This window comes from Bacillus crepusculi, assembly GCF_014764715.1.
Taxonomy (GTDB): Bacteria; Bacillota; Bacilli; order Bacillales; family Bacillaceae; genus Bacillus.
In genome coordinates, this window is record NZ_JACXXE010000005.1 from 182,589 (window position 1) to 205,407 (window position 22,819).

At 42.6% G+C, this 22,819-nt stretch carries 22 protein-coding genes and 2 other annotated features; of the genes, 19 read left to right on the top strand and 3 right to left on the bottom strand.

Annotation, left to right across the window (positions count from 1 at the left end):
• Positions 1-98 precede the first annotated feature (98 nt).
• From dnaB to IEE86_RS11310, 6 genes are all read left to right on the top strand, one after another.
• Positions 99-1,523 carry a replicative helicase loading/DNA remodeling protein DnaB gene (gene dnaB / locus IEE86_RS11285; RefSeq protein ID WP_191097314.1) on the top strand — a complete coding sequence of 475 codons (1,425 nt, stop codon included), beginning with the start codon at positions 99-101 and terminating at the stop codon, positions 1,521-1,523.
• Between the two features lie 17 nt (positions 1,524-1,540).
• On the top strand, positions 1,541-2,470 hold the full coding sequence (gene dnaI, locus IEE86_RS11290) for a primosomal protein DnaI (protein ID WP_191097315.1): 930 nt from the start codon (positions 1,541-1,543) through the stop codon (positions 2,468-2,470).
• Between the two features lie 33 nt (positions 2,471-2,503).
• A complete protein-coding gene (locus tag IEE86_RS11295; RefSeq protein WP_191097316.1) occupies positions 2,504-3,142 on the top strand; it encodes a TVP38/TMEM64 family protein in 639 nt (212 codons plus the stop codon).
• 61 nt (positions 3,143-3,203) lie between these two features.
• Positions 3,204-4,073: a putative sporulation protein YtxC gene (gene ytxC, locus IEE86_RS11300; protein WP_191097317.1), complete on the top strand. Its 870-nt coding sequence runs from the start codon at positions 3,204-3,206 to the stop codon at positions 4,071-4,073.
• Positions 4,074-4,116: 43 nt separating this feature from the next.
• Positions 4,117-4,365: a binding site (T-box leader), on the top strand.
• A 45-nt stretch (positions 4,366-4,410) separates the two neighbouring features.
• Positions 4,411-6,351: a threonine--tRNA ligase gene (thrS, locus tag IEE86_RS11305; RefSeq protein WP_191097318.1), complete on the top strand. Its 1,941-nt coding sequence runs from the start codon at positions 4,411-4,413 to the stop codon at positions 6,349-6,351.
• Between the two features lie 165 nt (positions 6,352-6,516).
• Positions 6,517-7,437, top strand: a complete 921-nt coding sequence (locus tag IEE86_RS11310) for a methyl-accepting chemotaxis protein (RefSeq protein WP_191097319.1) — start codon at positions 6,517-6,519, stop codon at positions 7,435-7,437.
• A 56-nt stretch (positions 7,438-7,493) separates the two neighbouring features.
• Here IEE86_RS11310 and IEE86_RS11315 read toward each other — a convergent pair whose 3' ends face one another.
• Entirely contained in the window at positions 7,494-8,273 is a 780-nt protein-coding gene (locus tag IEE86_RS11315) for an HAD family hydrolase (RefSeq protein ID WP_191097320.1), read from the bottom strand.
• A gap of 178 nt (positions 8,274-8,451) precedes the next feature.
• Between IEE86_RS11315 and IEE86_RS11320 the strand changes: the two genes are divergently transcribed.
• The 8 genes from IEE86_RS11320 (at position 8,452) to IEE86_RS11355 (ending at position 14,013) form a co-directional block, all read left to right on the top strand.
• Complete coding sequence (locus IEE86_RS11320) at positions 8,452-10,209, top strand: sensor histidine kinase (RefSeq protein ID WP_191097321.1); 1,758 nt, start codon at positions 8,452-8,454, stop codon at positions 10,207-10,209.
• A complete protein-coding gene (locus tag IEE86_RS11325) occupies positions 10,206-10,946 on the top strand; it encodes a LytR/AlgR family response regulator transcription factor (RefSeq protein ID WP_191097322.1) in 741 nt (246 codons plus the stop codon). Before IEE86_RS11320 ends, IEE86_RS11325 begins: the two co-directional genes overlap by 4 nt.
• A 136-nt stretch (positions 10,947-11,082) precedes the next feature.
• Positions 11,083-11,526: an antiholin-like murein hydrolase modulator LrgA gene (gene lrgA / locus IEE86_RS11330; RefSeq protein ID WP_191097323.1), complete on the top strand. Its 444-nt coding sequence runs from the start codon at positions 11,083-11,085 to the stop codon at positions 11,524-11,526.
• A 14-nt stretch (positions 11,527-11,540) separates the two neighbouring features.
• A complete protein-coding gene (lrgB, locus tag IEE86_RS11335; protein ID WP_191097324.1) occupies positions 11,541-12,221 on the top strand; it encodes an antiholin-like protein LrgB in 681 nt (226 codons plus the stop codon).
• A 128-nt stretch (positions 12,222-12,349) separates the two neighbouring features.
• Positions 12,350-12,481, top strand: a sequence feature (ribosomal protein L20 leader region).
• A gap of 71 nt (positions 12,482-12,552) precedes the next feature.
• Positions 12,553-13,068, top strand: coding sequence for a translation initiation factor IF-3 (gene infC / locus IEE86_RS11340; RefSeq protein WP_044139937.1), 516 nt, complete (start codon positions 12,553-12,555; stop codon positions 13,066-13,068).
• Positions 13,069-13,092: 24 nt separating this feature from the next.
• Positions 13,093-13,293 carry a 50S ribosomal protein L35 gene (gene rpmI, locus IEE86_RS11345; RefSeq protein WP_003216324.1) on the top strand — a complete coding sequence of 67 codons (201 nt, stop codon included), beginning with the start codon at positions 13,093-13,095 and terminating at the stop codon, positions 13,291-13,293.
• A 31-nt stretch (positions 13,294-13,324) separates the two neighbouring features.
• Positions 13,325-13,684: a 50S ribosomal protein L20 gene (gene rplT / locus IEE86_RS11350; RefSeq protein WP_007501659.1), complete on the top strand. Its 360-nt coding sequence runs from the start codon at positions 13,325-13,327 to the stop codon at positions 13,682-13,684.
• A gap of 62 nt (positions 13,685-13,746) precedes the next feature.
• Entirely contained in the window at positions 13,747-14,013 is a 267-nt protein-coding gene (locus IEE86_RS11355) for a DUF1294 domain-containing protein (RefSeq protein WP_191097325.1), read from the top strand.
• Between the two features lie 17 nt (positions 14,014-14,030).
• Here the strand turns inward: IEE86_RS11355 and IEE86_RS11360 are convergent, their stop codons facing one another.
• On the bottom strand, positions 14,031-14,435 hold the full coding sequence (locus tag IEE86_RS11360; protein WP_191097326.1) for a sigma-w pathway protein ysdB: 405 nt from the start codon (positions 14,433-14,435) through the stop codon (positions 14,031-14,033).
• Between the two features lie 179 nt (positions 14,436-14,614).
• On the opposite strand from IEE86_RS11360, the gene IEE86_RS11365 reads away from it, so the two are divergent.
• Together IEE86_RS11365 and cstA are read left to right on the top strand one after the other, a co-directional pair.
• Positions 14,615-15,703: a M42 family metallopeptidase gene (locus IEE86_RS11365; RefSeq protein ID WP_191097327.1), complete on the top strand. Its 1,089-nt coding sequence runs from the start codon at positions 14,615-14,617 to the stop codon at positions 15,701-15,703.
• A 351-nt stretch (positions 15,704-16,054) separates the two neighbouring features.
• Positions 16,055-17,851, top strand: coding sequence for a carbon starvation protein CstA (cstA, locus tag IEE86_RS11370; RefSeq protein WP_191097328.1), 1,797 nt, complete (start codon positions 16,055-16,057; stop codon positions 17,849-17,851).
• A gap of 47 nt (positions 17,852-17,898) precedes the next feature.
• On the opposite strand, the gene sspI is transcribed toward cstA, so the two are convergent.
• Positions 17,899-18,120 carry a small acid-soluble spore protein SspI gene (gene sspI, locus IEE86_RS11375; protein WP_071168808.1) on the bottom strand — a complete coding sequence of 74 codons (222 nt, stop codon included), beginning with the start codon at positions 18,118-18,120 and terminating at the stop codon, positions 17,899-17,901.
• 113 nt (positions 18,121-18,233) lie between these two features.
• Here sspI and IEE86_RS11380 point away from each other — a divergent pair, with 113 nt between their 5' ends.
• The 3 genes from IEE86_RS11380 (at position 18,234) to pheT (ending at position 22,818) form a co-directional block, all read left to right on the top strand.
• On the top strand, positions 18,234-18,977 hold the full coding sequence (locus tag IEE86_RS11380) for a TrmH family RNA methyltransferase (protein ID WP_191097329.1): 744 nt from the start codon (positions 18,234-18,236) through the stop codon (positions 18,975-18,977).
• Between the two features lie 376 nt (positions 18,978-19,353).
• A complete protein-coding gene (gene pheS / locus IEE86_RS11385) occupies positions 19,354-20,388 on the top strand; it encodes a phenylalanine--tRNA ligase subunit alpha (RefSeq protein ID WP_191097330.1) in 1,035 nt (344 codons plus the stop codon).
• 15 nt (positions 20,389-20,403) lie between these two features.
• Positions 20,404-22,818, top strand: coding sequence for a phenylalanine--tRNA ligase subunit beta (pheT, locus tag IEE86_RS11390; protein ID WP_191097331.1), 2,415 nt, complete (start codon positions 20,404-20,406; stop codon positions 22,816-22,818).
• The last annotated feature ends 1 nt before the right edge of the window (position 22,819 follow it).

Consider the following 22,819-nt stretch of genomic DNA (forward strand, 5'->3'; position numbering starts at 1 on the left):
AGAGCTGAAGATTCTTCATGCTCTTTTTCCTGCGTAAAGCGTAAAACGCAAAAAGAGTGTACAATGGAAACAATCGTATTCAGGGGGAGGATCAGCATATGACAGAGCATTGGAAGGAAGTGCTAGCCGTCGATCCGTATGTCGTCAAAAGCGCTTCGTTGCTCGGTGACATCGATAGACAGCTCATCACTCTTTTATATCAGCCGCTCATTGGCATGTCCGCTTTCAGCTTGTACATGACGCTGTGGGGAGAGCTGGAACAAAATCGCATGTGGGGCAAGCCAGCACCTCATCGGCAGCTTATGGTCATGCTGCAAACGAATTTAAATGATATTTTTGAGGAACGTTTAAAGCTTGAAGCGATCGGTTTACTCCGCACATATGAACAGGAAACGGAAGAGGGCAGACTGTTTACATATGAGCTTGTGCCGCCGCTAAGGCCTGATGAGTTTTTCCAAGACGGTATGCTGAATGTCCTGCTCTATCATCGTGTAGAAAAAGCAAAATATATGCAGCTTCGTGATTATTTTTCTTATCCAGGTGTTCCAGCAGAAGCGAAGAATATCTCGCGGTCATTTGAAGAAGTCTTTCACGTATTGCAGCCAGGCGAACGTAAGATGACAGAAGAAATCAATCAGGCGTCATCGCTAGATGCGGGCTATGAATATGTGACGGTGGGATCTAGTCAGCCTGCACCGCTTTCAGACGAATCCTTTGATTTTGATCTACTGCTAGCGGGCATGTCTGACATGATGATTCCAAGGAAGGCTTTGACAAAGCAGGTGAAAGAGACGATTAAGAAGTTAGCTGTTGTATACGGCATCACCCCGCTGCAAATGCAAAATATTGTAGCGGGCGCCTGCGGTTCGGATCAAATGATCTCAACAGAAGAGCTAAGAAAGGCTGCAAGAGACTGGTATCAAATTGAATACAGAGGCGAACAGCCGAAACTGATTGATCAAAAACAGCCAAGACATTTACGCCATGATGCTTCCAAGACGCCGGCGGCAGATACACCTGATGCCAGATTGATCGAAAAGCTAAATCATATTTCGCCTAGGGAGCTGCTAAAAGATATGGCAGATGGCATTGAGCCAACGTATGCCGACTTAAGAATTGTCGAAGATATCATGCTTGAGCAGCAGCTAGAACCAGGTGTCATGAACGTTCTGATCTACTATACATTACTGAAAACAGATATGAAGCTGTCCAAAACATATATGCAAAAAATCGCTGCCCATTGGGTGAGAAAGAAAATTAAAACGGTTGCGGCAGCCATGGAAATTGCCAAAGAAGAGAACAGGCAAATGACAGAGTGGGCGCAGCAGAAAAAGCAGCGAAGCACATATGGATCAGGAAAAGTCGTCCGCGAGGAGAAACTGCCTGACTGGATGAAAGAAACTGAAACGAAAGAACAGCCGGCAAAGGAACAAGCTGACAGTTTGTCTACAGAGGATCTCGAACGAGAAAAGGAAAAACTGTTAGATCAGTTTAAAAATATGAAAAAATACAATGCACATTAATGTGAGGTGAGATGGAGATGAAACCGATCGGTCGTTCATTTGAACAGCTAAAAGGACGAGTAGATTTTCGCGTGAGATACAATCAGATTAAAGAAAGTGTGTTAGCTGATAAAGATGTAAAAGCCTTTTTAAAGGAGCATCAAGAAGAGATACAAGAAGATATGATCAATCGTAGCTTGAATCGGCTCTTTGAATACGTTCAGCAATCAAAAGGCTGCTCTTACTGCTTAGAGGAAGAGAACGTAAATGCCATTTTAGATGGATATCACCCGAAGCTTGTGATCAAAGGTCAGAGTATTGATATTGAGTATTCCCCTTGTCCAGTCAAGCTACGGCTCGATAGACAGAAGAAACAGCAAGAGCTGATGAAAAGCATGTACATTCCGCAAAATGTTCTTCAAGCGACCTTCGCTGATCTGAACGTCACGGGAAGACAAGAGGTCATCCAAAAAGTAGGTCAATTCCTGCAAAGCTATGATGAGACGGGTAAAGGAAAAGGCTTGTATTTACACGGTAAGTTTGGGGTAGGGAAAACATTTATTCTCGCAGCGATTGCGCAGCAGCTAGCGGAAAAAGAATACCCATCTCTCCTTGTATACGTGCCTGAATTTGTAAGAGAGTTAAAAAATTCGTTAGCCGATCATACACTGGAACAGAAGCTGAATATGGTCAAATCAACGCCTATCTTAATGCTTGATGATATTGGGGCAGAGTCGATGACAAGCTGGGTACGAGATGAACTGCTCGGAACGATCTTACAATATCGCATGGCAGAGCAGCTACCGACCTTCTTCTCTTCTAATTTCTCACCGAGTGAACTCAAGCATCACTTTACGTACTCACAGCGCGGAGAAAAAGAAGAGGTCAAAGCAGCTCGCTTAATGGAACGCATTCTCTATTTAGCAGAGCCAGTTGTGCTTGAAGGAGAAAATCGCCGTCATTTATAAAAGCGTACGTCACATGAAGGAGGAGCGGATGAGATGAACAAAAGAAAATGGCTGCTTTTTCTCGTGATTGGTGTTCTCGCTGCTACGCTATGGTGGCTGAATAAACAGCATCTTCAGCTCGCGCCGAAAGATGTGAAGAATTGGATCCTTCAATTTGGGATGCTGGCACCCTTTGTTTTTCTTTTTTTATCCCTTTTTCGCCCGTTTGTTCTTGTTCCTCTCACTGTCTTTTCACTAGCAGCAGGCTTGGCATTCGGCAGTGTACTTGGGACCATTTATGCCCTCGTTGGTGCTACCGCCGGGGCAACAGGCTCTTTCCTGCTTGCTTCAACCTTCCGTTCAAAGAAGAATGAAACGAATGAAAGCGGCCGGAAGCTGAAGGCGGTGACGTCCCGTATTCAGGAGCATGGGTTTCTTTATATTTTGTTATTGCGTATTGCACCTATTCATTTTGATTTTGTCAGCTATGCGGCAGCAGCATCGCATGCGAAATATCGTGCGTTTGCCGCAGCGACCTTTTTAGGCTTAATACCGGGTACAGTTGCGTTAAATGTCCTCGGATCAAGCTTTGTGAGCGGTAATTATGCCGCCTTAGCGATTGTTTGTTTGATTTATTTGATCTTTATCTCTGTACCATTCATCTTAAAAAGAAAGATGCCTGATTTATTTTAGGCGTCTATTTTTTATGTTTCCCCCATATATATGTAACAGATGTCGTTAGGGGGGGACAAACATGCTTGAAATAATCTTTGAAGATGAATATGATACCGCCGCTTTTTTACATCTTGCTGAACACTTGGACAGTCGGCATCACATGTCAATTCAACAAGGGAAGAACCGGCTTCTCATAGAGGCGAAGGAATCAAAAGAAGCACTTGAGCACATCGTGCGGCCATTACTGGTTCACTTTTTTTTGGAATGCAAAGAAAACGAGCGCATGCGTAGCATCCTTGAAAACACATACTTATTTAAAGATCCCGAAGAGCAGCACCAAATTCTTTCAATCGCTCATAGTATCATGAACGGGGATTTAGACGATATTCCCGGCATTCATCAAGACCCGTCAAGAGAAGACCTGTTAAAAAAGGAGCTTGAGACAATTTCTTTACAGCAAGGAATATTTTCAATTGGTTCATTTATGACCTTTAGGCTGTCAGAGTATGACCGGCGGCTGAAAAACTATGTTGAAGTGTCCATTGAAGAATACAAAATGGAACAAGAATATCAAAACTTTATTCAATCCCTTCGAGACTATGTCATGGCAAGAAAGCCCAAGCTCGAAAAGGTACATGTTGTGCATCAGGACCGCCTGGTGATTTGGGAATTTCGCTACGCTTCTGAGCGTGATCAAAAACAATACATAGACAGACAGTTTGTAAGAGAGCATCCAATGTATATTGATTCACAGCTGATTGCACCACTCGTATCCATTGCACCGCAAAAGATTGCCCTGTTTACAAATGACACAGGGCACTCGATGGTGCAAACCATCCAAAATATTTTTCAGGAACGGGTCGAGGTGTTCCCGCCTCATTCGTTTGATGAACAAAATGTTCAATTTGTTCATGACCATTTGGAAAAGAAAAGTGAAAAGCTTTCTTGATTTTCACGAAAAAACGTTTTATAATACGGTGTAACTTCATACAGAGACCGTATTGATAAGGACATGAACAAATGAACACCCGCTTAAAGAGAGGGAAGCCGTGGCTGAAAGCTTCCTAGCAGAGGACCATTTGCTTTACCACCTTTGAACATCAGCTGTGAACTTGTTTAGTAATAGCTGACGGGAATTCCCGTTATCGAACCACAAGCCGTATTTGCTTATGAAAAAGCAAGCTGCAAATACGGGAAAAAGGGTGGAACCACGATTCCGTTTATTCAACCTCGTCCCTTTCCAGGGGGCGGGGTTTTTATATTGCCAAAAAAAGGAGTGACCAGAGATGTCAGAACACATTCAACTTACATTTCCAGATGGAGCAGTCAAGGAGTTTGACAAAACAGCCACAACAGAAGACATCGCGGCATCAATTAGCCCGGGCCTAAAGAAAAAAGCGCTTGCCGGTAAATTGAACGGCAAAGAAATAGATCTGCGTACGCCGCTTTTAGAAAGTGGAACAATCGAGATCATCACAGATAAAAGTGATGAAGCACTTGATATTATGCGCCACAGTACAGCGCATTTACTTGCGCAGGCGATTAAACGTATTTACGGAAAAGAGCATCACGTCCAGTTTGGTGTAGGTCCTGTGATCGAAAATGGGTTCTACTACGATGTCGACATTGATGTTGCAATTACACCTGAAGACCTACCAAAGATTGAAAAAGAAATGAAAAAAATCATTAACAGCAATCTGCCAATTGAGCGCATTGAAGTATCAAGAGAAGAAGCGAAAAAACGCTTTGAAGAGATCGGTGATAAACTGAAGCTTGAACTATTAGAGGCGATACCAGAAGGCGAAGCTGTTACCATTTATGAGCAAGGTGAATTCTTTGACCTATGCCGCGGAATTCACTTACCGTCTACAGGGAAAATCAAAGAGTTTAAGCTGCTTAGCCTTGCAGGTGCATACTGGAGAGGTGACAGTAACAATCAAATGCTTCAGCGTATTTACGGGACAGCTTTTTTCAACAAAGAAGATTTAAATGAACATTTACGTCTGCTTGAAGAAGCAAAAGAACGAGATCACCGTAAACTTGGAAAAGAACTGAAGCTGTTTGCGAACTCTCAAAAGGTAGGTCAAGGACTTCCGCTTTGGCTGCCAAAAGGGGCAACAATCCGCCGCGTGATCGAGCGTTATATTGTGGATAAAGAAGTGCGTCTTGGCTATGAGCATGTGTATACACCAGTTCTTGCAAGTGTCGAATTGTATAAAACATCGGGCCACTGGGCGCATTATCAAGAGGACATGTTCCCAGTGATGGAGATGGACAACGAAGATCTTGTTCTTCGCCCTATGAACTGTCCGCACCATATGATGATTTACAAAAACGAGCCACATAGCTATCGCGAATTGCCAATTCGTATTGCAGAGCTTGGTACAATGCACCGCTATGAAATGTCAGGTGCCTTATCAGGCCTTCAGCGTGTTCGCGGCATGACATTAAACGATGCACACATCTTTGTTCGTCCAGATCAAATCAAAGACGAGTTCATCCGTACAGTTCGTTTAATTGAAGAAGTGTATCAAGATTTCGGCTTGAATGACTACACATTCCGCTTATCTTACCGTGATCCAGAGGATACTGAGAAGTATTTCGACGACGATGCGATGTGGAATAAAGCGCAATCGATGCTGAAGGATGCAATGAACGAGCTTGGTCATGACTATTATGAAGCAGAAGGCGAAGCGGCATTTTATGGACCGAAGCTTGATGTACAAGTGAAGACAGCTCTTGGAAAAGAAGAGACATTATCCACTGTACAGCTTGATTTCTTACTTCCTGAACGTTTTGATCTCACATACATCGGAGAAGATGGAAAGCACCATCGTCCAGTCGTCATTCATAGAGGCGTTGTTTCTACAATGGAACGCTTTGTTGCCTTCTTAATTGAAGAGTACAAAGGAGCCCTTCCAACATGGCTGGCACCTGTACAATTCCAGGTGATCCCGGTTTCACCATCTGTTCATCTAGACTATGCGAAAAAAGTGCAAGAACGCTTGCAGCTTGAAGGCCTTCGTGTAGAGCTTGACAGCCGAGATGAAAAGATTGGATACAAAATTAGAGAAGCGCAAATGCAAAAGATCCCATACATGCTTGTCGTGGGCGATCAAGAAGCAGAAAATGGTGCTGTCAATGTAAGAAAATATGGTGAACAAGATTCAGAAACAATGGATCTTGAAGCTTTTGTGAAACACGCAGTAGCAGAAGCGAAAAAATAATCTTTTCAACGAAACAGTCAGTGATCTTTTTTGATCGCTGGCTTTTTTCTTTTGGGAAAAAATTCTCCACTGGTGATCCAGTTCTTTGAATGATACGTTTAGATAGTACGAAAGTATGGGTATGTATGTACTATTGGTTCAAGACAAATTGGGGGAATGAAAGCGATGATTCAAACAACAAATACTATATCATCACAAGTATTAGAACAAACAGCTGTTCTTCGTGCATTGGAGCACTCACTTGCAATGATTGAATTTGATGTCACAGGTGAGGTGCTGTGGGTTAACGATATTTTTGCAAAAGCCATGGGATATTCGAAGCAAGAGATGATCGGTTTAAGACATAGACAGTTCTGCCCTCCGCATATTGCAGAACACGCAAGCTATCACATGTTTTGGAAGCGTTTGAAAGATGGGCAAGTCTTTCAGGAAAAAGTGCAGCGGATCACGAAGCAAGGTGACAGCTTATGGCTTGAAGCGACGTATACACCAGTGCTCAATGACGAGGGAACCGTAGTGGCTGTTGTGAAAGTGGCAACAGATATTACGGAGAGAGAAAACACAATGAAACAGGTAGTAGAAGACCTAAAGGGTATGTCTGCAAAATTAATGGAACGAGCAGAAATTGGCATTCAGCATAGTCAAAGTGTCAATGCCTCCTTTGACCATATAGCCAATGAAACAGATCAAAATATGAGTTTACTAGAAGGATTAACGGAGCAGGTAGAGTCCATCAGCTCCATTGCCACGACCATTAACAGCATTGCCTCACAAACGCAGCTGCTCGCATTAAATGCGGCGATAGAAGCTGCACATGCAGGTTCCTATGGAAATGGCTTTAGTGTCGTGGCGGCAGAAATTCGAAAGCTTGCCACTGATTCAAAGGACGCGATCGTCAAGGTGGATCGATATGTGAAGGCGATTCATGCGGAAGTAGAAAAGGTCAGCAGTGGAACGAGCCGGGCAAAGACAAGTGTGTTTACAAACCGGGATCTTGTAAAGCAGGCTAGCGAGGAATTTATCAATGTAGGAGAAGCAGCCCGCGGGTTAGACAGGCAAGCGCAAAGTCTAGCGGCTATTGTTTAGCTGAGGATACAAAAAACACCCAATCTCATTAGGAGAAGGGTGTTTTCTCTTTTGTTCTACTTTAATATATCAAACAATTCATGTAAGTCTTTGATTTCATAATCTGGTGTCACATCTGTTTCGTTTTTCTTGCCATGGCGATTGATCCAAACGGTTTGGATACCAACGCGAGATGCCCCGAGAATATCTGTTTTTGGATTATCTCCAACCATGATCACATCGTCTTTTGTTACATTTAATAGCTGAAGGCAGTGCTCGAAGATGCCAGGATCAGGCTTGCCTTTCCCGTAATCTCCTGAAATCACAATTTCATCAAAATAAGGCGCAAGCTCCGGTACACCTGCAAGCTTTTCTTTTTGAAGACTAGGGTCTCCGTTTGTTAAAAGCAGCAATTCATAGCTGCCTTTCAGGCGGTCTAAAACAGGATACGTTTCTTCGTAGACGTACGGACGTTTTCTGCGTTCTGCTGCAAAGAAATCAGCCAAATATTGTCCAAATGCCTCATCATCAATTCCTGCTTCTTTTAAGCCGTTTGTCCAAGCGTTTTTGCGATACTCTGGTGCAAGGGCGTTCAGCTTTTGAAAGCCTTCGCTAATCGGCTCACTAAAATTTGACCACAGTCCTTCGAAAGGATTGATTCCGATCATGACAGTATAATCATATGTTTCATAGGACGAGTACAGCTTTCTTGCTTCTTCACGTACAATCTGTTCAAACGTTTCTGGATCAAGTCCATATTTCTTTTCTGCTTCCCGGCATGTTTCCTGAAAAGTTGTATGAATGCTTTTTTCATCCCAAAGCAAAGTATCATCTAAATCGAAAAATACGGCTTTCATGATCTTCTCCCTTGTTATGTATGTAAGTTACCTTCAATTGCATGTGACAGGCTCATGTTCATTTTACAATAGAAGATGAGGGCAATAAAGAAAAGATTTGAGAGATCTTTGATCATTGACCGCACATGATAGAATAGAAAGACAGTAGATATGACATACATCAATTGGGGTGGCTGGTTTGCTTCATTTAATTATTATGATGATCGAGCGTGTGGGGATCATCGTTATTTTAGGGTTTGTGCTTGCCCATGTGAAGGGCTTTCGCAATCTATTACTTCACAATCAAGGGTTTCGAAAAAAGGCAATCCTTGTCTTTATTTTTGCTTCCTTTAGTATAATCAGCAATTACACAGGAATTGAAATCCAGCAGCAGATGGTCATGAATCATGAGTTTTCTTATCATCTTGGATCGTCAAGCTCTATTGCTAATACGAGAATTATGGGGATCGAAATGGCTGGCTTGATAGGGGGGCCGTTTGTTGGCATTGGCGCAGGGCTTTTAGCAGGAATCCATCGCTATTCACTAGGAGGGAGCACGGCGCTCAGCTGTGCGATTTCTTCGATTTTAGCCGGTGTGATCGCAGGCTATGTCGGTAGCAGGTTTAAGCGGAAGAATCGAATGGTAACACCTCGCCAAGCAGCATTTTTTGGTGTGGCGATGGAAACTTTACAGATGATCATTATCCTTCTGTTTGCCAAGCCATTTGCGGATGCTTGGGGGCTTGTGAGTATCATTGCGCTGCCGATGATCTTTGTGAATGGAATCGGAAGCTTTATCTTTTTATCGATTTTACAGTCAGTGATTCGCCAAGAAGAGCAGGCCAAGGCGATGCAGACACATCGTGTGTTTTCTATCGCAGATCAAACGCTGCCTTTTTTCCGTCAAGGGTTAAATGAACAGTCTTGTAAAAGTGTGGCGGAGATCATTCATCAATTAACAGAAACAGATGCCGTCTCCTTAACAGATACAGAAAAGATTTTAGCACATGTCGGAGATGGAACAGATCATCATATTCCATCTAAAAGCCTAATCACCGGGCTGTCGAAGCAAGTGTTGATGAGCGGTAAGATTATGAAGGCGCATTCGAAAGACGACATTAATTGTTCAGTCGCCCATTGTCCTCTAGAAGCGGCGATTGTGTTGCCGCTCACGTCAAACGGTCAAACGATCGGAACCTTAAAAATGTATTTCAATTCGCCGGTCGGATTAAGCAGGGTGGAAGAGGAGCTTGCAGAAGGTTTGGCCATGCTGTTTTCCACACAGCTTGAGCTTGGGGAGGCAGAGACCCAAAGCCGATTGCTAAAAGATGCAGAGATCAAAGCGCTTCAAGCACAGGTAAATCCGCACTTTTTGTTTAACGCCATTAATACCATCTCTGTTTTGTGCAGAACCAATGTGGAGATGGCAAGGAAGCTGCTGCTGCAGCTGAGTATTTATTTTCGTTCAAATTTGCAAGGCGCCCGCCAGCTGCTCATTCCATTGCATAAAGAGATTCAGCATGTAGAGGCTTATTTGTCACTTGAACAAGCAAGGTTTCCAAATAAATACCATGTGTCCTTTCAAATTGAAAAAGAGCTGGAGCAGGTGATGATCCCGCCCTTTGTGCTTCAGGTGCTTGTTGAAAATGCAGTAAGACACGCTTTTCCTAAACATCAAACGAATTGTGAAGTCGTCGTATCCGCCTTGCTGAAAGATGGGCATGTCTATATGAAAGTGACAGATAATGGACAGGGGATCGAGGATGACAAGATGGCTCAGCTGTTAAAAGCGCCTGTTGAATCACTAGAAGGGACGGGTACGGCCCTTTATAATTTAGATCAGCGATTAAGAGGGATTTTTGGCAGACAAGCTGCTTTAACCATTCATAGTGACAAAGGTACTGACATCTCATTTCACATTCCAATGGACTATGTAAAAAAGGATGATTCTCGTTGATGAAGGTATTAATCGTAGATGATGAAGTGTTAGCAAGAGACGAATTAAAATACTTATTACGAAGAACGAAAGAGGACGTTCAAATAGAGGAAGCAGAAAATATAGAATCTGCTTTTGACCGGATGGTCGATCATAAGCCTGATTTGCTCTTTTTAGACATCGACTTATCTGGTGAGAACGGATTTGATGTGGCCAAACGGCTCAACCGGATGTCTGATCCGCCAGCGATTGTATTTGCGACAGCCTTTGATCAATATGCGCTGAAGGCGTTTGAGGTGAGTGCGCTTGATTACTTAACAAAGCCATTTGATGAAGAGCGGCTTTTGCAAACGATCCAAAAGTTTAAAAAGTGGAAATCGAAAGATGCGCAGGAGCACCAGCTGTCAGAAGAGAAACTCCCCCACCAGCAAAAAAAATTAGCCATCTCAGTCGATGACTCGATTGTCATCCTGCAAGTCGAAGAGATTATGTATGTAGGGCTCAGTGAGGGGAAAAAGGTCGTGAAAACAAGGGATCACATGTATGAGGTCACAGAACCGCTAGTGGTCATTGAAAAGAAGCTGCCTGAGGCTTACTTTATGAGGGTCCATCGAAGCTATATCGTCAACACCTCTCATATGAAAGAAGTACAGCCGTGGTTTAATTCAACGTATAATCTGCATATGACAGACGGGTCTATCATTCCTGTCAGCCGCACATATGCGAAAGAACTTAAGAAGTCGCTCCTGCTAGAGTAGGGCGGCTTTTTTGTTTGTATTTCAACACTCGTTTTTTGCATTTCAGTCATTGAATCCGGCGAGTTTTGTTGTAAACGCTTTATTTGTTTATTTCATGCCGTATACTGAGGGCAGTCGAAGAAAGAGGTGAAAGGGCATGAGTGCCACTAAAGTATATGGATTTTTATCTCAAGCATTTATCTTTGCAACCGTAATGTTCGTTTCTAATCTCATTTCAATGTATTTACCGATTCCGATGCCCGCATCCGTGATTGGTTTGGTTCTATTATTTGTTTTATTAACAACAAAAATTGTGAAACTTGAGCAGGTCGAGCAATTAGGTACATCATTGACAGGGCTCATTAGCTTCCTATTTGTTCCCTCTGGTATCTCGGTCATTCAATCACTTGGTGTCATGCAAGAGGTAGGCGTGCAAGTAGTCGGTGTGATTATCATTGCAACCATTATGTTACTTGCAACGACAGGATTGTTCACGCAGCTTCTGATGCAATTATCAGAAAGACCGCAGAAACGAAAAGAGACAGAGGAGACCAAATCAACTCCTTCTCATTCAAATAAACCAGCTTCAAGTACGCATTAAAGGAGAGGTATAAGATGGGTCCGTATTTTGGCATTGTCGTCTCATTAGTCGCCTTTGGAATAGGCACATTCTTATTTAAAAAATCAAAAGGTTTCTTCTTATTTACACCACTTTTTGTTGCCATGGTGCTAGGTATTATATTTTTGAAAGTTGGCGGTTTTTCCTATGAAGATTATCATGAGGGCGGTCAAATCATTAAGTTTTTCTTAGAGCCAGCTACCATTGCCTTTGCCATTCCGCTTTATAAGCAAAGAGCGCTTCTTAAGAAATATTGGTGGCAAATTCTATCCGCTATTTTTGTAGGCTCGCTTTGTTCCATTACGATTGTGTATGTCGTAGCTAAAGGGATTCACCTTGATGCCGCTGTCATGAAAAGCATGCTACCACAGGCTGCGACGACAGCGATTGCTCTTCCGATTGCAAAGGATATTGGCGGAATTGCGGATATTACAGCCTTTGCGGTCATATTTAACGCAGTCATTGTCTATGCGCTCGGTGCCTTCTTCTTGAAAATGTTTCGAATTAAAAATCCAGTGGCAAAAGGTCTTGCACTTGGTACATCTGGACATGCACTTGGCGTTTCTGTTGGGATTGAGATGGGAGAAGTAGAAGCGGCCATGGCCAGTATCGCCGTGGTGGTCGTAGGTGTTGTGACTGTCATCGTCATCCCAATCTTTATGCAATTGATTCTTTGATGGCATGATTGTTTGAAAAAGTCTTGCCCAAATCGTTTCATCATGCTAAAATGAAAAAGTTGTTTCAAGAGTTCGGTTACTTGACGGACAAATGAAAATTGTGTAGAATAGTTAACGAATTGAATAGATATCACAAGCAGAAGCACCCGCTTCTCACCTGATTGACACACGCTTGTAGTTGACAGGTTGACCGTACATTTATTTTTTCATGCAAATGTTCGCAGTGTGGGTGTTTTATATGCCCACACTTTTTGTTTGCCTGTAAAACATACAACGAAATGGTCAAAATGAATTGTGAACTCAATTCAAAATCTCATGGAGGTGGCTCACTATTAGCAAAGATCAATTAGTTAATGAAGGAATTCGTGCGCGTGAAGTTCGTTTAATCGGACAAAATGGCGATCAGTTGGGGATTAAAACCCGCCAGGAAGCACTGGAGATAGCTGCTAAAGCCAATCTTGACCTTGTGTTAGTTGCTGCAAATGCAAAACCACCTGTTTGCCGAATCATGGACTATGGTAAGTTCCGATTCGAACAGCAGAAGAAGGATAAAGAGGCACGTAAGAATCAAAAAATCATTAGCTTAAAAGAAGTTCGGTTGAGCCCGACAATCGATGAACATGATTTTAACACGAAGCTCCGTAATGCAATCAAATTCCTTGAAAAGGGAGATAAAGTGAAAGCTTCTATCCGCTTTAAAGGCCGTGCGATTACGCATAAAGAAATCGGACAGCGCGTGTTAGACCGTTTCTCTGAAGCTTGCGCTGAAGTAGCAACAGTAGAAACAAAACCTAAGATGGACGGACGCAGCATGTTCCTTATGCTTGCACCAAAAGTCGAAAAGTAAAGTAACAGAGGGAGGAAATATCCAATGCCAAAAATGAAAACTCACCGCGGATCTGCTAAACGCTTCAAAAAAACAGGTTCTGGTAAACTTAAACGTTCTCATGCGTATACAAGTCACTTATTCGCTAACAAATCTACAAAGCAAAAACGTAAATTGCGTAAGAGCGCAATCGTAAGTGCTGGAGATTTCAAACGTATCAAACAACAACTTGCAAACATCAAGTAATTTGGAATAGGAATCATAGGAGGGAATTACAATGCCAAGAGTAAAAGGCGGAACTGTGTCGCGTCAGCGTCGTAAAAAGGTTCTTAAATTAGCAAAAGGTTATTTCGGTTCAAAACATAGATTATACAAAGTAGCAAACCAACAGGTCATGAAATCTGGAAACTACGCTTTCCGTGACCGTCGTCAGAAAAAACGTGACTTCCGTAAACTATGGATCACTCGTATCAATGCTGCAGCTCGTATGAACGGTCTTTCTTACAGCCGTTTAATGCATGGCTTAAAGCTTTCTGGTATCGAAGTCAACCGCAAAATGCTTGCTGACCTTGCTGTGAATGACCTAAACGCATTCAACCAGCTTGCTGATGCTGCAAAAGCACAACTAGACAAGTAAGTTATATAAAAGATCATTCCGTCGAGGGGTGATCTTTTTTCTTATCATGTGAGGTGAAAAAAATGAATATCGGTCTCATTCTGCTGCTCATCTTAGTGAATGGCTATGGTTTTTTTCTTATGGGAGAGGATAAACGCCGGGCGAAAGCATATAAATGGAGAATTTCCGAGGCGCACTTATGGAGTGCTGCGGTGCTTTTTGGCGCTGTTGGTTCATTTCTTGGGATGCAGTATTTCCGGCATAAAACAAAGCATCCTGCCTTTCAAATTGGCATGCCTTCTTTAATTGTTTTGCAGTTGATCGTATTAGCATATATCCAATTCATCTGAAAAAGGAGCAGACGCCATCAGGACGACGTGTCTGCTCCTTTTTTTTGTTTGATTTTTTTGATGGGGTGATCCCAATCAATTTTTGTTTGAGGATACCGTTCGATAATGTTTTCCTCAAGTTTTTCAAAGTCTTCTAATGTAAATTCATTTAGCTTCTCAGGTGACTCCGTCCAAACGTAAATGGAGTGGACAAACAGAGGATGATCCTTAGAAGGAACATGCTTTTCCCCTTCAAACAAGACACCTTTATAGACGAAATTAAAATTTTTGCGCGCATTTTGCTGTTCGTCCATAAAATAAAAGCCTTCTTTTAATTGCGCTTGTTTCAGCTTTCTTCTCGGATTTGAGAAGAATTTTACCGCCATGTAGAAAATATAGACAAGCAGTGCAACAAGAGCGAGTCTAATGAGGATTACAAACATGACAGGATGCACCTCCAATACCGTTATCTGATGTACTACGAATGAAAAGGCCAAAAGGTTTCAGCTTTTTTTAAAAAAATATTTCGTAAAACGAAAAAATATTCATAAAAAGATCGTATTGAACGAAAGAGGTTTTGTATAATAAGAATGCACCATGAAGATAAAGGAGGATATGCACAATGACAAAACTAGACCAAACATTAACTATGCTGAAAGACCTAACGGATGCAAAAGGCATTCCAGGAAATGAACGTGATGTCAAAAAAGTCATGCAGACATACATAGAAACATATGCAGATGAAGTCTCGACAGACCGCCTTGGCAGCTTAATCGCTAAGAAGGAAGGAAACGCACATGGCCCTAAAATTATGCTTGCTGGTCACTTGGATGAAGTCGGATTCATGGTGACAAAAATTGATGACAAAGGCTATATTCGTTTTCAAACGGTCGGTGGCTGGTGGTCACAGGTCATGCTTGCGCAGCGTGTCACCATTGTGACGAAAAAAGGGGAAATCACAGGTGTGATAGGTTCTAAACCGCCACACGTCTTATCACCAGAAGCCCGCAAAAAAACAATTGAAATCACAGATATGTTTATTGATATTGGGGCTTCAAGCAAGGAACAGGCGATGGAGTGGGGCGTGCTGCCTGGAGATCAAATCGTTCCTTACTTTGAGTTTACGGTAATGAATGATGAAAAAATGCTCCTTGCAAAAGCATGGGACAACCGTATCGGCTGTGCAGTGGCGATTGATGTCATGAAGAATTTACATGACGCTCAGCATGAAAATATTGCTTACAGTGTCGCAACTGTTCAAGAGGAAGTAGGTTTACGCGGAGCCAAAACGGCGGCTGCCACGATCCAGCCTGATATTGGATTTGCCATTGATGTTGGTGTAGCAGGAGATACACCAGGCATCACTGAAAAAGAAGCAACAAGCAAACTTGGCAAAGGACCAACAATCGTGGTATTTGATGCTTCGATGGTATCCCATAAAGGGCTTCGTGATTTTGTTGTCCAAACAGCAGATGAATTAAACATCCCTTATCAATATGATTCAGTGCCAGGCGGGGGTACAGATGCTGGAGGTATTCACTTAACTGGTCATGGTGTTCCATCGCTATCCATCGGGATTCCAAGCAGATATATTCATACTCATGCTGCAATGATTCACCGAGATGATTATGAAAACGCAGTGAAGCTTTTAACAGAAGTGATCAAAAGACTTGATCAAAAAACTGTCGAGCAGATTACGTACGGCTCTTAATAGGAAAGCCTTTCCTCAGTATGGGGAAAGGCTTTTTTGTTCGATTGAATTTCCCAGGAAATGAATGTTGTTGTTCAATTCACATCAATAGAACTATTTTTAGCGAAAGAAGAGAAGGTTTTCTAGTTACAAAGGCACATGTGATCCGTCTTTTATTTTTGTAAGATGAAAGCAATAAAAAGGACAGAGCCTAGAGATTGCTCTGCCAAAAGAGAGTTTATGGAAGTAGGTGAAGCTAGCTTAAGAATAAACTAATTATTCCTATTTGTCAACTTGGTTTTAAAAGAAAGAAAAAATCAATCAATTTATGTTATATTTGTAACAAATTGTTTATGCAAAGGGGATGGTTAAATGAATGCGGTTACAATTGTCATAGGATCTATGTGTATTTTAGCGATTGCGTATCGTCTTTATGGCACATTTATGATGGTCAAGGTATTAAAGGTCACAGATGATCACCCAACACCGGCTCACGCACTAGAGGACGGAAAAGATTATGTGCCAACAAATAAATGGGTCACATTTGGACATCACTTTGCTGCGATTGCAGCTGCCGGCCCATTAGTTGGTCCGATTTTAGCCGCACAATTTGGGTATTTACCCGGTCTCCTTTGGCTTTTAATTGGAGCCGTGATTGGCGGAGCTGTACATGACCTAGTCGTCTTATTTGCTTCGATGCGAAAAAAGGGAAAATCACTATCAGAGGTAGCGAAGGAAGAGCTCGGTCCTGTTGCAGGATTTTGTACAGGTCTTGCGATGCTGTTTATCATTACGATTACAATGGCAGGTCTGTCGATGGTGGTGCTTCATGCATTAGAACGAAACCCGTGGGGAACATTTGCCGTCGGAATTACCATTCCAATTGCAATGGGGGTCGGTCTTTATTATAAAAAGACAGGAAATTTAAAGCTGGCTACATCTGCGGGTTTTATTTTACTGATGATGGGTGTATTCCTTGGACCACATGTTCAAGGAACGGCGCTTGGTGATTTTTTAACCCTCGATACAAAAACGCTGGCTCTTGCTCTGCCAATCTATGCATTCTTTGCTGCGGCTCTGCCAGTTTGGCTACTATTGGCACCAAGAGACTACTTAAGTAGTTTTATGAAAATTGGTGTTTTCATTGCTCTGATTGCTGGAATCTTTGTCGTGAATCCCTCCATTCAATTCCCGGCATTTACCGAGTTTGTGAATGGAGGAGGACCTGTTTTAGCTGGTCCTGTCTGGCCTTTTATTTCAATTACAATTGCTTGTGGTGCTATTTCTGGTTTCCATGCATTCGTTGGCTCAGGCACTACGCCTAAAATGCTGGATCGCTGGAGTGATATGAAGCCTGTTGCGTTTGGTGCAATGCTAGTAGAATGCTTGGTTGGGATCATGGCGTTAATTGCCGCCACAGCTCTTCATCCAGGAGATTATTTTGCGATTAACAGTACACCAGAAGTGTTTCGAACGCTCGGTATGAGTGTCGAGAACCTTCCGCAGCTGAGTAAGGAAATTGGTCTTGATTTAGAAGGGAGAACGGGTGGAGCGGTGACGTTAGCTGTAGGGATGGCGTATATCTTTACGGGGATTCCGTTCTTTAGTCATTTGGCGTCTTATTTCTTCCAATTCGTCATTATGTTTGAAGCAGTCTTTATTTTAACCGCTATTGATGCCGGAACGCGTGTGGCGCGATATTTGATTCAGGACTTCTTTGGTGAGGCATATAAACCGCTTAAACGAAATGACTGGGTACCTGGGTCTGTGTTTGCAAGTGCGCTTGCCTGTTTTATGTGGGGATACTTGCTTTACTCTGGAGACATCGGGTCCATTTGGGCGCTATTTGGGGTTTCAAACCAATTAATGGCCTCAGTAGGCTTGATCATTGGTGCAACGGTTGTGTTGAAAATAGCGGATAAAAGGCGATATATGCTTACTTGTTTAATTCCGCTTGCTTACTTATATGTCACGGTGAATTATGCAGGCTATTGGATGGTCGCGAATGTATATCTCAATCCTGAAGCGTCAGGTTACAGCGTGCTGAATGCGGTGCTGTCGATCATCATGCTGATTTTAGGATTTGTGATTATTGTGTTTGCGATTAAAAAATGGATCGAGATTTGGCGTGATCCAGCGCTAGGGATGGAGACACCTATCACTGGATAAACGAACAAAAGCCGGTTTGCTGTCATACATAAGCAAACCGGCTTCTTTTATTGCTGCTGCTGTGGCTTTAAGCCTTGCTCCAGCGTTTCAAGGATTTCATTTTTTTCGTCCTCTGATGCCTCTTGCCATAACACCTCAAACAACACGCCAAGGCCTGGCAGCATTTTTTCCTCACCGCTTTGAATGGCATCTAAAATCGTATGTTCCAGTTGCTCTTGATTATGGCCAGTAATGTTTTGAATGACTGCACCTCTTAAATTAAAATCCATAATCCACACTCCTTTTTTGATGGTAATAGCCCTATTCTGTCTCAAAGACAGGTTTATTATGTAGTGTGCATGAGATATAATAAATTCATGATATTTAAAGGAGTTAAAGTCGCTTGAAATATATAGAATCAGCTAAAAACGCAAGCATTAAACAATGGAAAAAGCTGCATACAAAAAAAGAACGAACGAAAACGGGGCTGTTCCTTGTTGAAGGAAAACACTTAGTAGAAGAAGCATTAAAGAGCGGGGTTGTGAAAGAGTTAATGGTCACAACGCCTGACATGCTCCCTGCTGACATCGAGCCTGACATTGAGCTGTATGAATTAAGTGCAGAGGCTTTTACTGCGATGACGGAAACGGAAACGCCTCAGCACATTGCAGCGGTATGCACACTTCCTGTATTTGAAGAAAAGAAGTATGAGCGAATTTTACTTTTAGATGCAGTGCAGGACCCGGGGAATTTAGGCACACTCATTCGAACAGCAGATGCAGCGGGTCTTGATGCTGTGATCCTAGGAGACGGAACCGTTGATGCGTTTAACGGAAAAACGCTCCGTTCAGCACAAGGCTCTCATTTTCACCTGCCTATCATAAAACAAACACTTCAACAGACAATTCCAGCATTAAAGGCGCAAGGTGTACCCGTATATGGGAGTGCTTTAAAAGATGCGAAAGAGTATAGACACATAGCATCAGAAGGTCCATTTGCATTAATTGTTGGCAACGAGGGAGCAGGCATTGATCCAGAGATTTTGCAAATGACAGACCAAAATTTATATGTGCCAATGTACGGTCAGGCAGAATCTTTAAATGTAGCTGTTGCAGCAGCTGTTCTTGTCTATCATTTGCGCGGATAGTGTTGCATCATGTGTTTATTTTCACTATAATGAAACTAATATTTTAAAAACCATGATAGAGGAAGATTGTTTCAAGGAGCGGCCTTATAGGGAGAATGCATCGTAGACTGAAAGTGCATTTAAGGAATGCTGAAACAAGAATTCACCTCTGGAGTTGTCACCGGGACCGCAGTCTTTGCGTAAAGGTGAACCGGATTCGTTTGATTCCGTTATGTCAATGAAGCTTATTCGCACATGTATGTGTGCTTAACAAGGGTGGTACCGCGACCACAACTCGTCCCTTCTTTTTTGGAGGGGCGGGTTTTTTTATTGTCTTCAAACGATCAAACAACCGTTTATCCAGACGGTTTTGTATATCAAAAGGAGGATTACACTCATGCAAGAAACGTTAAAACAGCTTGAAACAGAGGCGATAGCGAAGGTAGAAGCAGCTAGCTCGCTCAAAGAGGTCAATGACATTCGTGTACAATATTTAGGGAAAAAAGGGCCGATTACTGAAGTCCTTCGCGGAATGGGCAAGCTTTCCGCAGAAGAAAGACCAAAAATGGGCGCGCTCGCAAACGAAGTGAGAGAGCAGATTGCTAGTGCCATTTCAGAAAAAAATGAACAGCTGGAAGCAGAAGAAGTAAAGAAAAAACTGGCTTCTCAAACCATTGATGTCACATTACCAGCAAGTCCAATCAAAATTGGGGCGAGACACCCATTAACGATTGTTGTAGAAGATATTGAAGATTTATTTATTGGCATGGGTTATACCGTTGAGGAAGGTCCTGAGGTAGAAACGGATTACTATAACTTTGAAGCACTCAATCTTCCGAAGGAGCATCCGGCGCGTGATATGCAGGACAGCTTCTATATTACCGAAGATACATTGATGAGAACACAAACGTCACCAGTTCAAGCACGTACACTTGAGAAATATAAAGGCCAAGGCCCTGTGAAGATCATCTGTCCTGGAAAAGTATATAGACGTGACAGCGATGACGCCACTCATTCACATCAATTCATGCAGATTGAAGGGCTTGTCGTAGATCACAATATTAGCATGAGTGATTTAAAAGGAACGCTAGAGACGGTCGCAAGAAAAATGTTTGGTGAAGATCGTGAAATTAGACTGCGCCCAAGCTTTTTCCCATTCACAGAACCATCTGTCGAAGTAGATGTGTCTTGCTTTAAATGCGGCGGAAAGGGCTGTTCTGTATGTAAAGGAACAGGCTGGATTGAGATTTTAGGTGCAGGAATGGTTCATCCAAATGTCCTGAAAATGAGCGGATTTGATCCAGATACTTACCAAGGCTTTGCTTTTGGAATGGGCGTTGAGCGTATTGCGATGCTGAAATATGGCATTGATGATATTCGCCATTTCTACACAAATGACATTAGATTCACAAAGCAATTCAAGCAGGACTAAGAGGAGGAAATCAACATGTTTGTTTCATATAAATGGTTAGAAGACTATGTCGATTTAGAAGGCATCAAGCCAGATGAATTAGCAGAAAAAATCACTAGAAGCGGGATTGAAGTGGAAGCCGTTGAATATAAAGGTGAAGGCATCAAAGGGGTTGTCGTTGGACACGTCGTGGAGCGAGAACAGCACCCGAATGCCGATAAATTAAACAAATGTCTCGTGGATATCGGTGAAGACGAACCGGTTCAAATTATTTGCGGAGCTCCGAATGTGGATAAAGGCCAATATGTGGCCGTCGCAACGGTTGGCGCAGTTCTTCCTGGGAACTTTAAAATTAAAAAAGCAAAGCTGCGCGGCGAGGAGTCTCATGGCATGATTTGTTCTCTGCAAGAATTAGGTGTAGAAAGCAAACTCGTACCAAAGGAATATGCAGAAGGTATCTTTGTTTTCCCAAATGACGTCAAGCCAGGAGATGATGCCCTTCAGGCACTTCAATTAGACGATGCGGTACTAGAGCTTGGCTTAACTCCAAACCGTGCCGATGCCCTCAATATGCTAGGTGTGGCTTATGAAGTGGCGGCTATTTTAGGAAAAGAAGTCAAACTTCCTCATGCAACATATGAAACGTCTTCGGAAAAAGCAGCAGACTATATTTCTGTAAAAATTGAGGATCAAGAAGCAAATCCACTTTATGCAGCGAAGATCATTAAAAATGTAAAAATTGGACCTGCGCCGCTTTGGATGCAAACAAGATTGATGAATGCGGGCATTCGCCCAATTAACAACGTCGTGGATATTACGAATTTTGTGCTGCTTGAATATGGTCAGCCGCTTCATGCATTTGATTATGACCGCTTTGGTTCAAAGCAGGTGGTTGTACGTAAGGCATCTGATAGCGAAATCATTCAAACACTGGATGAGCAAGAACGCACATTGTCATCAAAGCATCTTGTCATTACAAATGGGACGAAGGCGCACGCTGTAGCAGGAGTTATGGGCGGTCTTGAATCTGAGGTGCGTGATGAGACGACAACGATTCTTTTAGAAGCGGCATATTTCAACGGTCAAACCATCCGTCAAGCATCTAGAGACTTAGGGCTTCGCAGTGAATCAAGCACACGATTTGAAAAAGGACTCGATCCGCAGCGTACGAAACCTGCAGCTGAAAGAGCTGCTCAATTGATCAGCCTCTATGCAGGTGGTGACGTGCTAAGTGGTACTGTTGAGGAAAATCACCTTGAAACAAGTATGAATGTCATCCACGTATCAACTGAGCGTGTAAATAAAGTACTCGGAATGAGCATTTCCAAAGAAGATATGATTCAAATTTTCAAGAAACTGGGCTTTACAGTGGGTGAGTCCAATGAAGTTCTTGTCGTAACGGTTCCTTCTCGCAGAATGGATATTACGATTGAAGAAGACCTAATTGAGGAAGTAGCGAGATTATATGGCTATGATAATATTCCTTCTACACTACCCGCGACAGCTGGTACAGTTGGTGGTCTTACGCCGTATCAAGTGAAGCGCAGGAAGGTGAGACGTTTCTTAGAGGGGGCAGGACTTTCTCAAGCGATTACGTATTCATTGACGAATCAGCATAAGTCTACAGCCTTTGCCTTAAATCCAGCTTATGAAACGAAACTATCACTGCCAATGAGTGAGGAACGCAGTGTGCTAAGACAAAGTCTTTTGCCAAATTTACTTGATTCTGTCGCGTATAACCTGGCAAGACAGGCTGATTCATTTGGATTTTATGAAACGGGTTCTGTTTTCTTAGCAGAAGCTGAAGGAGCAAAACCAGTGGAAAAAGAGCATGTCGCTGGTGCGCTCACAGGCCTATGGCATAAAAATCTTTGGCAGGGCGAGAAAAAAGCTGTTGATTTTTATGTAGCAAAGGGAATTGCTGAGGGTCTTTTTGAAAAGCTTGGTGTATCAGAGCAAATCACATATGTTCAAGCAGAGCGTGAGGGTCTTCACCCAGGACGCACAGCAGATGTTCACTTAAATGGAAAAGTGATTGGTTTTGTTGCGGCACTTCATCCGGTCATTGAAAAGGAATTAGATGTAAAGGAAACGTATGTATTCGAGTTTGACCTAACAGATGTGATGACATCTGAAACAGAGGATATGAAATATACAGCGATTCCGAGATTCCCTGCTGTGACAAGAGATATTGCCCTTGTCGTCGATAAACATATTTCAAGCGGCCAGCTGGAGCAGGTCATCTATGAAGCAGGAGGCCATTTACTGACAGATGTATCCGTCTTTGACGTGTATGAGGGTGAACATATGGAAGAAGGCAAGAAATCTGTTGCATTCTCTCTCCAATATTTAAACCCTGAGCAAACATTGACAGAGGAAGACGTTACGGCTGTTCATACAAAAGTATTGAAAGCATTAGAAGATACGTATCAAGCTGTATTACGCGGTTAAA

Coding starts and splice junctions, on each gene's coding strand:
- dnaB (WP_191097314.1), top strand. CDS start 99: ATGACAGAGCATTGGAAGGAAGTGCTAGCCGTCGATCCGTATGTCGTC.
- dnaI (WP_191097315.1), top strand. CDS start 1,541: ATGAAACCGATCGGTCGTTCATTTGAACAGCTAAAAGGACGAGTAGAT.
- IEE86_RS11295 (WP_191097316.1), top strand. CDS start 2,504: ATGAACAAAAGAAAATGGCTGCTTTTTCTCGTGATTGGTGTTCTCGCT.
- ytxC (WP_191097317.1), top strand. CDS start 3,204: ATGCTTGAAATAATCTTTGAAGATGAATATGATACCGCCGCTTTTTTA.
- thrS (WP_191097318.1), top strand. CDS start 4,411: ATGTCAGAACACATTCAACTTACATTTCCAGATGGAGCAGTCAAGGAG.
- IEE86_RS11310 (WP_191097319.1), top strand. CDS start 6,517: ATGATTCAAACAACAAATACTATATCATCACAAGTATTAGAACAAACA.
- IEE86_RS11315 (WP_191097320.1), bottom strand. CDS start 8,273: ATGAAAGCCGTATTTTTCGATTTAGATGATACTTTGCTTTGGGATGAA.
- lrgA (WP_191097323.1), top strand. CDS start 11,083: ATGAGTGCCACTAAAGTATATGGATTTTTATCTCAAGCATTTATCTTT.
- lrgB (WP_191097324.1), top strand. CDS start 11,541: ATGGGTCCGTATTTTGGCATTGTCGTCTCATTAGTCGCCTTTGGAATA.
- rpmI (WP_003216324.1), top strand. CDS start 13,093: ATGCCAAAAATGAAAACTCACCGCGGATCTGCTAAACGCTTCAAAAAA.
- rplT (WP_007501659.1), top strand. CDS start 13,325: ATGCCAAGAGTAAAAGGCGGAACTGTGTCGCGTCAGCGTCGTAAAAAG.
- IEE86_RS11355 (WP_191097325.1), top strand. CDS start 13,747: ATGAATATCGGTCTCATTCTGCTGCTCATCTTAGTGAATGGCTATGGT.
- IEE86_RS11360 (WP_191097326.1), bottom strand. CDS start 14,435: ATGTTTGTAATCCTCATTAGACTCGCTCTTGTTGCACTGCTTGTCTAT.
- IEE86_RS11365 (WP_191097327.1), top strand. CDS start 14,615: ATGACAAAACTAGACCAAACATTAACTATGCTGAAAGACCTAACGGAT.
- cstA (WP_191097328.1), top strand. CDS start 16,055: ATGAATGCGGTTACAATTGTCATAGGATCTATGTGTATTTTAGCGATT.
- sspI (WP_071168808.1), bottom strand. CDS start 18,120: ATGGATTTTAATTTAAGAGGTGCAGTCATTCAAAACATTACTGGCCAT.
- pheS (WP_191097330.1), top strand. CDS start 19,354: ATGCAAGAAACGTTAAAACAGCTTGAAACAGAGGCGATAGCGAAGGTA.
- pheT (WP_191097331.1), top strand. CDS start 20,404: ATGTTTGTTTCATATAAATGGTTAGAAGACTATGTCGATTTAGAAGGC.